The 5,294-nt window shown below is 42.0% G+C and carries 6 protein-coding genes; all 6 read left to right on the top strand.

The annotated features are described in order from the left end of the window. Positions 1-176 precede the first annotated feature (176 nt). The 6 genes from B3763_RS12045 (at position 177) to rplM (ending at position 5,240) form a co-directional block, all read left to right on the top strand. Positions 177-1,217 carry an aminopeptidase gene (locus B3763_RS12045; RefSeq protein WP_189631613.1) on the top strand — a complete coding sequence of 347 codons (1,041 nt, stop codon included), beginning with the start codon at positions 177-179 and terminating at the stop codon, positions 1,215-1,217. A 45-nt stretch (positions 1,218-1,262) separates the two neighbouring features. Beyond that, on the top strand, positions 1,263-2,069 hold the full coding sequence (locus tag B3763_RS12040) for a DUF3108 domain-containing protein (protein ID WP_189631614.1): 807 nt from the start codon (positions 1,263-1,265) through the stop codon (positions 2,067-2,069). A 66-nt stretch (positions 2,070-2,135) separates the two neighbouring features. After that, positions 2,136-2,822, top strand: coding sequence for a response regulator transcription factor (locus tag B3763_RS12035; RefSeq protein WP_189631615.1), 687 nt, complete (start codon positions 2,136-2,138; stop codon positions 2,820-2,822). Between the two features lie 3 nt (positions 2,823-2,825). Next, on the top strand, positions 2,826-3,926 hold the full coding sequence (locus tag B3763_RS12030) for a sensor histidine kinase (RefSeq protein WP_189631616.1): 1,101 nt from the start codon (positions 2,826-2,828) through the stop codon (positions 3,924-3,926). After that, positions 3,926-4,636 carry an RluA family pseudouridine synthase gene (locus B3763_RS12025; protein WP_286746774.1) on the top strand — a complete coding sequence of 237 codons (711 nt, stop codon included), beginning with the start codon at positions 3,926-3,928 and terminating at the stop codon, positions 4,634-4,636. Before B3763_RS12030 ends, B3763_RS12025 begins: the two co-directional genes overlap by 1 nt. 160 nt (positions 4,637-4,796) lie before the next feature. Beyond that, complete coding sequence (rplM, locus tag B3763_RS12020; RefSeq protein ID WP_286746772.1) at positions 4,797-5,240, top strand: 50S ribosomal protein L13; 444 nt, start codon at positions 4,797-4,799, stop codon at positions 5,238-5,240. The last annotated feature ends 54 nt before the right edge of the window (positions 5,241-5,294 follow it).

Below are 5,294 nucleotides of genomic sequence, written 5' to 3'. Positions count from 1 at the left end.
ACTGCTCCCTTGCCATAGGTCTTTTCTAGTTTGTCTATGGTGAGCTGCAGTGCTTTTAGTTTTTCCGATTTATCACTCATGTTAATTACTGGGGTATGTCTTTTAGGAATAGTCTGTGAAGATAGCAGTAAAGCCCGCAATACACAACCATATAATCTTTGTAATTTCGCAAGCCCATGAAGGTCAAAAAAATATTGAAGTGGATAGGCCTGAGTCTTATAGCGGCTCTGGTGGTTTTAGCCATATTATACTGGCAGCTGATTGGCTATGGATGGCTTCAATTAAAAGGTCAGTTGCGTGTCATTCAACAGGCCATACCGTTGGAAGAGTTTATGGCTTTGCCAACCACTACCGATGCTGAGCGGGAAAAGGTGCAAATAATTTTGGAGGCCAAAGCTTTTGCCTTTGAGCAACTGGGTATCAATTATTCAGAGAATTACTCCACTATATACGATCAGCAGGGAAAGCCATCTATGTATGTAGTAACCGCCTGCGATCCGTACTTTTTTAAGCCGCGGATGTGGCATTTCCCGGTGGTGGGTAGTGTGCCGTACAAAGGGTTTTTCGATTTGGAAAAAGCCAGGGCCGAAGCCACAAAGATCAAAGAAAATGAAAACCTGGAAGTCGATATTCGAACAGCCGGAGGCTGGTCTACTTTAGGCTGGTTCAAAGACCCCGTGTTATCCAATATGCTCAGGCGCTCCGAAGGAGACCTGGCCAGTCTTATAATTCATGAGCTTACCCATGGCACCTTGTTCGTTAAAGATTCCGTTACCTTCAACGAAAACCTGGCTTCTTTCATAGGCGATAAAGGAGCTATACTTTTTTTGGAACAGAAGTATGGCAAAAATGCCCGGCAGGTAGAAGAGTTCAAACAAAGTTTGAATGATGAACTGATTTTTAAAGACTACATGCTTCGTGCTGCCCAACACCTGGACTCGGTTTACAGGGCTATAAAAAATGAACCTATCGAGACTAAAGAACAGCTCAAAAGAGAGGCTTTAACCAAAATCAGGGGTAATTATGACACGCTCACTTTCCAATCAGATCGTTATGCGGGCTACTTCAATGACTTTGTGCCGAAAAACACATTTTTTATGTCTATGTTGAGATACAATAGCCAGCAAGAGCTTTTAGAACAGCAATTGCAACAAGAATTTAACGGAGATTTACTGGCCTATTTGACTTATCTGAAAAAACGCTTTCCTTCGTTGTAGCAAAAAATGGTATGGCATTTGACAAGTAGAGGGTAAAATTCAGTAATGAAGAAGACTTACATAATTGGTTGCTTGTTTTTTCTATTGACCTCTGCTTATGGTCAGGGATACCAGCTTTCTAAAGAGACGCCATTTCAGCCCGGAGAAAAAATAGAGCTCAAAGCCTCTGTTGGGTTTATTAGAGCTGCTGAAGCCACTTTCTCGGTCAGTGATGTTATTTATACCATAAATAATAAGCCCACCTGGAAAATCGATATCAATGCTAAAACGGTAGGCGTTTTTGATTTCTTCTCTTCGGTGAGAGATAATTGGGGAACATATTACGATACCACTCAGCTTGTGCCTCAACAGTTCTACCGGTACATAAAAGAAGGGCGATTCAGAAAAAATGAGATCCTTTATTTCGACCATAAAAATGATAAAGTAACAGTTGCCAAACTGCACAAAGAAACCCGAAGGTTGGAAAAAACCTTTGAGCACAACATTCCCCATAATGTGCAGGATATGGTGAGTGGGTATTACTATCTCAGGGCTATAGATTTTTCCAAGATTAAGGAAGGAGAAGTGATCACCATTAATACTTTCTTTGACGATAAAGAGAAACCATTTAAAGTGAAGTTTGTGGGTAGAGAAGTAATCGACACCAAGTATGGTAATATTAAAGCAATTGTGTTGGTGCCAATGATGAAAAAAGATAGCCTTTTCGTAGAAGATAATACGCTTAAGGTGTGGCTTTCAGATGATTTGAATAAGATTCCTTTAAAGTTTCAGGCCAAAATTTATGTGGGCTACTTGAGTGTGGAGCTTCTTAATATTGAAAACCTCAAACACCCTCTGGCCATTGTCGAGTAAACAATCAGATTCAACTTGATTAAAAGCTTGTAAAAAGTATATCTTTGAACAATCAAAAAACAACCCATGGCAAACAAGCAAAGCCCCAAAGTTTTGGTGGTAGATGACGACCCGGATATTCTGGAGCTTCTCAAATACAACCTCAAAAAAGAAGGCTACGATGTTGAAACTGCCGAAGACGGTATAAAAGGGGTTTCACTAGCCAAAAGATTTTCTCCTGAACTTATTTTGTTAGACATAATGATGCCTCAGCAAGATGGCGTTGAAACCTGTCGGCAAATCAGGGAAATTCCGGAAATGTCCGATACGCACATCATTTTCCTCACGGCCAGAGCAGAGGAGTATTCTGAGGTGGCAGCGTTTGAGGCCGGGGCCGATGATTACATTACCAAGCCCATAAAGCCGCGGGCACTGATGAGCCGCATTAGCGCATTGTTTAGAAAGGACAGTAAGAACAAGTCAAAGCCTCAGGTTGTGGCCGGAAAATTAACTATCGATCGGTCTAGCTACACCGTTACAGCCGATGGCAACCAGTTTACCCTGCCTAAAAAAGAGTTTGAACTGCTTTATTTTCTTGCGCAAAACCCCAACAAGGTGTATAGCAGAGACGAACTGCTACAGAACATTTGGGGAACAGATGTGTATGTATTGGCCAGAACGGTAGATGTACACATTAGAAAAGTGCGCGAAAAGATTGGAGATGGCTACATCTCAACCGTCAAAGGAGTTGGCTATAAGTTCGAAGTCAATTAAGCCATGTATTTCAAGTCAAGGGTAGTGGCGTTGGTGCTGGCCATTATGGTGGCCATAGTCACTGTAGCCTTCTTATCCTTGTTGCCGGAAATTAACGAAACCATTATGCTGGTAGCAGGGCTGCTGTCCTTTGCTTCCACGTACCTGCTGGTTTATGTAACATTCGAATTTCTGGTAATACGCGAGATAAGCGAAATATACAATGTGCTCAATAGAATGCGCAAAAAAGACTTCTCCTTTATAGAAGACTTTGAAAGCACCAATTCCAACCACCCTCTAAAGCGTATTAACAGAGAGATTTACAAATACGGAGTAAACAAGCACAAAGAAATAGAAGACCTTAAAAGACTAGAAGCCTTCAGGCGGGAGTTTCTGGCCGATGTGAGTCACGAACTCAAAACCCCAGTATTTGCGGCACAGGGTTTTGTGCATACGCTGCTCGATGGCGCCATTGACGATAAAAAAGTAAGACGCAAATTTCTCAAGAGAGCCGCCAAAAGTCTCGATAACCTCGATAAACTGATCCAGGATCTTTTAACTCTCTCGCAGATAGAGACCGGAGAAATTAAAATGCACTTTGAGCACTTTAATATTGTGCCATTAGCTTCAGAGGTCATCGATCAGCTAGAAAATAAAGCAGAGCGAAAGGATCTCACCATTCGCTTCGACCAGCCCTACAATAGTCCGATTTTTGTCCATGCCGATGCAGACCGCATTTACCGGGTAATCACCAATCTGGTGTCTAATGCGATTAAGTACACAGAGTCGGGCGAGATTTTGGTGGGCTTTGAGGTAGAAGGACAAAAAGTACAGGTGTACGTTAAGGATACCGGAGTAGGGATACCTCCGGAGCATTTAAGTCGGATTTTCGAACGCTTCTTTAGAGTAGAAAAGTCCAGGTCTAAGGAAATGGGAGGTACAGGCTTAGGTTTAGCTATTGTTAAGCATATTCTTGAAGCACACAATACCAAAGTGAGTGTGATAAGTACCGTTGGCAAAGGCTCTACATTTAGCTTTAAACTACCCATAGGCCAGGGAGCAGATGGGCTGGAAGACGGCACTGTAGACACCGAAGAGTTTGAGGAATTGGAGGAGGAGAATTAATGAAAGTCAATTTTAAATCGCTAATCTTATTCGAAAACGATGACTTTTTGGTGGTCAATAAGCCTCCATTTATGGCTTCGCTAGACGATCGAAACAGTGAGTTAAACCTTCAGGCTTTGGCCAAGGGTTACGATGAGTCGCTTTCGGCTTGTCATCGATTAGATAAAGAAACCTCCGGCTGTCTTTTACTAGCCAAAACCAAAGAAGCCTACCGGCACGCTAGTATTCAATTCGAGAAAAGAACGGTGGGGAAGGTGTATCATGCTTTTGTAAATGGTATACATGAATTTAACCATGAGAAAGTACAACTGCCCATACTTTCGCTCAATAAAGGGAGTGTGGTAATAGACTTTAAAGGCAAGCCTGCCACCACCGTTTTCAATACCTTAGATATATATAAGAAGCATAGCCTCATTGAGTGTCTTCCGGAAACAGGAAGAATGCACCAGATAAGAATCCATCTAAGTAAAAAAGACGCGCCACTTATTGGTGATGAACTCTATGGAGGAAGCCCCCTATACCTGTCGCAAATAAAACGAAAGTACAAGCTGAGCCGAGACGAGGAGGAGCAACCCCTCATTAAGCGCTTTGCCCTGCACGCGCATTCACTCACGTTTAAAGGAATGGATGGAAACAAAATAGCTGTAGAGGCACCCTACCCTAAAGATTTGAAGGTACTACTAAAGCAACTAGTCGCCAACAGGCTTTAGTGCTGTCAGTCACCTTGGGTTTGTATTGGGGGAGCTTACTCACTAAGAGTCAATTAATTTGTGGGGCTATGTTGGATTTGAAAAACCAAACTTCTATCTTTGTGTCCCTTTTTACGGGAAGGTCTGAATAAAGTATTTAAAGTCAATAAATTATACTGAAGTGGATACACTAAGTTATAAGACGGTTTCGGCAAATAAAGCGACAGTAGACAAGCAGTGGGTGTTGGTCGATGCCGAGTCTAAAACATTGGGAAGATTGGCCAGCGAAGTAGCCAAGATAATTAGAGGTAAGAACAAGCCCAGCTACTCTCCACATGTAGATTGTGGTGACAATGTCATTGTTATTAATGCCGATAAAGTAAGACTAACAGGTAAAAAGTGGACAGACAGAGTATATCTGACTTACACTGGTTATCCTGGAGGTCAGAAAAAAACTACTCCAAGAGAATTGAAGGCTAAGTCTTCAACACTTCTTGTAGAAAGAGCCGTAAGAGGTATGTTGCCAAAGAACAGATTGGGAAGAAGCATTTTCCATAATCTGTATGTATATGAAGGCGCTGAGCATCCGCATGAGGCACAGAAACCAAAAGTTGTAGAATTATAAGAAGCTTTCAATGGAAGTAATCAATACTATAGGAAGAAGAAAAACATCAGTTGC

Origin of the sequence: Roseivirga sp. UBA1976 (genome assembly GCF_002336325.1) — a bacterium.
GTDB lineage: Bacteria > Bacteroidota > Bacteroidia > Cytophagales > Cyclobacteriaceae > Roseivirga > Roseivirga thermotolerans.
Note: the sequence above shows the minus strand (reverse complement) of the source record. Positions and strands in the feature narration are given on the sequence as shown.

Coding starts and splice junctions, on each gene's coding strand:
- B3763_RS12045 (WP_189631613.1), top strand. CDS start 177: ATGAAGGTCAAAAAAATATTGAAGTGGATAGGCCTGAGTCTTATAGCG.
- B3763_RS12040 (WP_189631614.1), top strand. CDS start 1,263: ATGAAGAAGACTTACATAATTGGTTGCTTGTTTTTTCTATTGACCTCT.
- B3763_RS12035 (WP_189631615.1), top strand. CDS start 2,136: ATGGCAAACAAGCAAAGCCCCAAAGTTTTGGTGGTAGATGACGACCCG.
- B3763_RS12030 (WP_189631616.1), top strand. CDS start 2,826: ATGTATTTCAAGTCAAGGGTAGTGGCGTTGGTGCTGGCCATTATGGTG.
- B3763_RS12025 (WP_286746774.1), top strand. CDS start 3,926: ATGAAAGTCAATTTTAAATCGCTAATCTTATTCGAAAACGATGACTTT.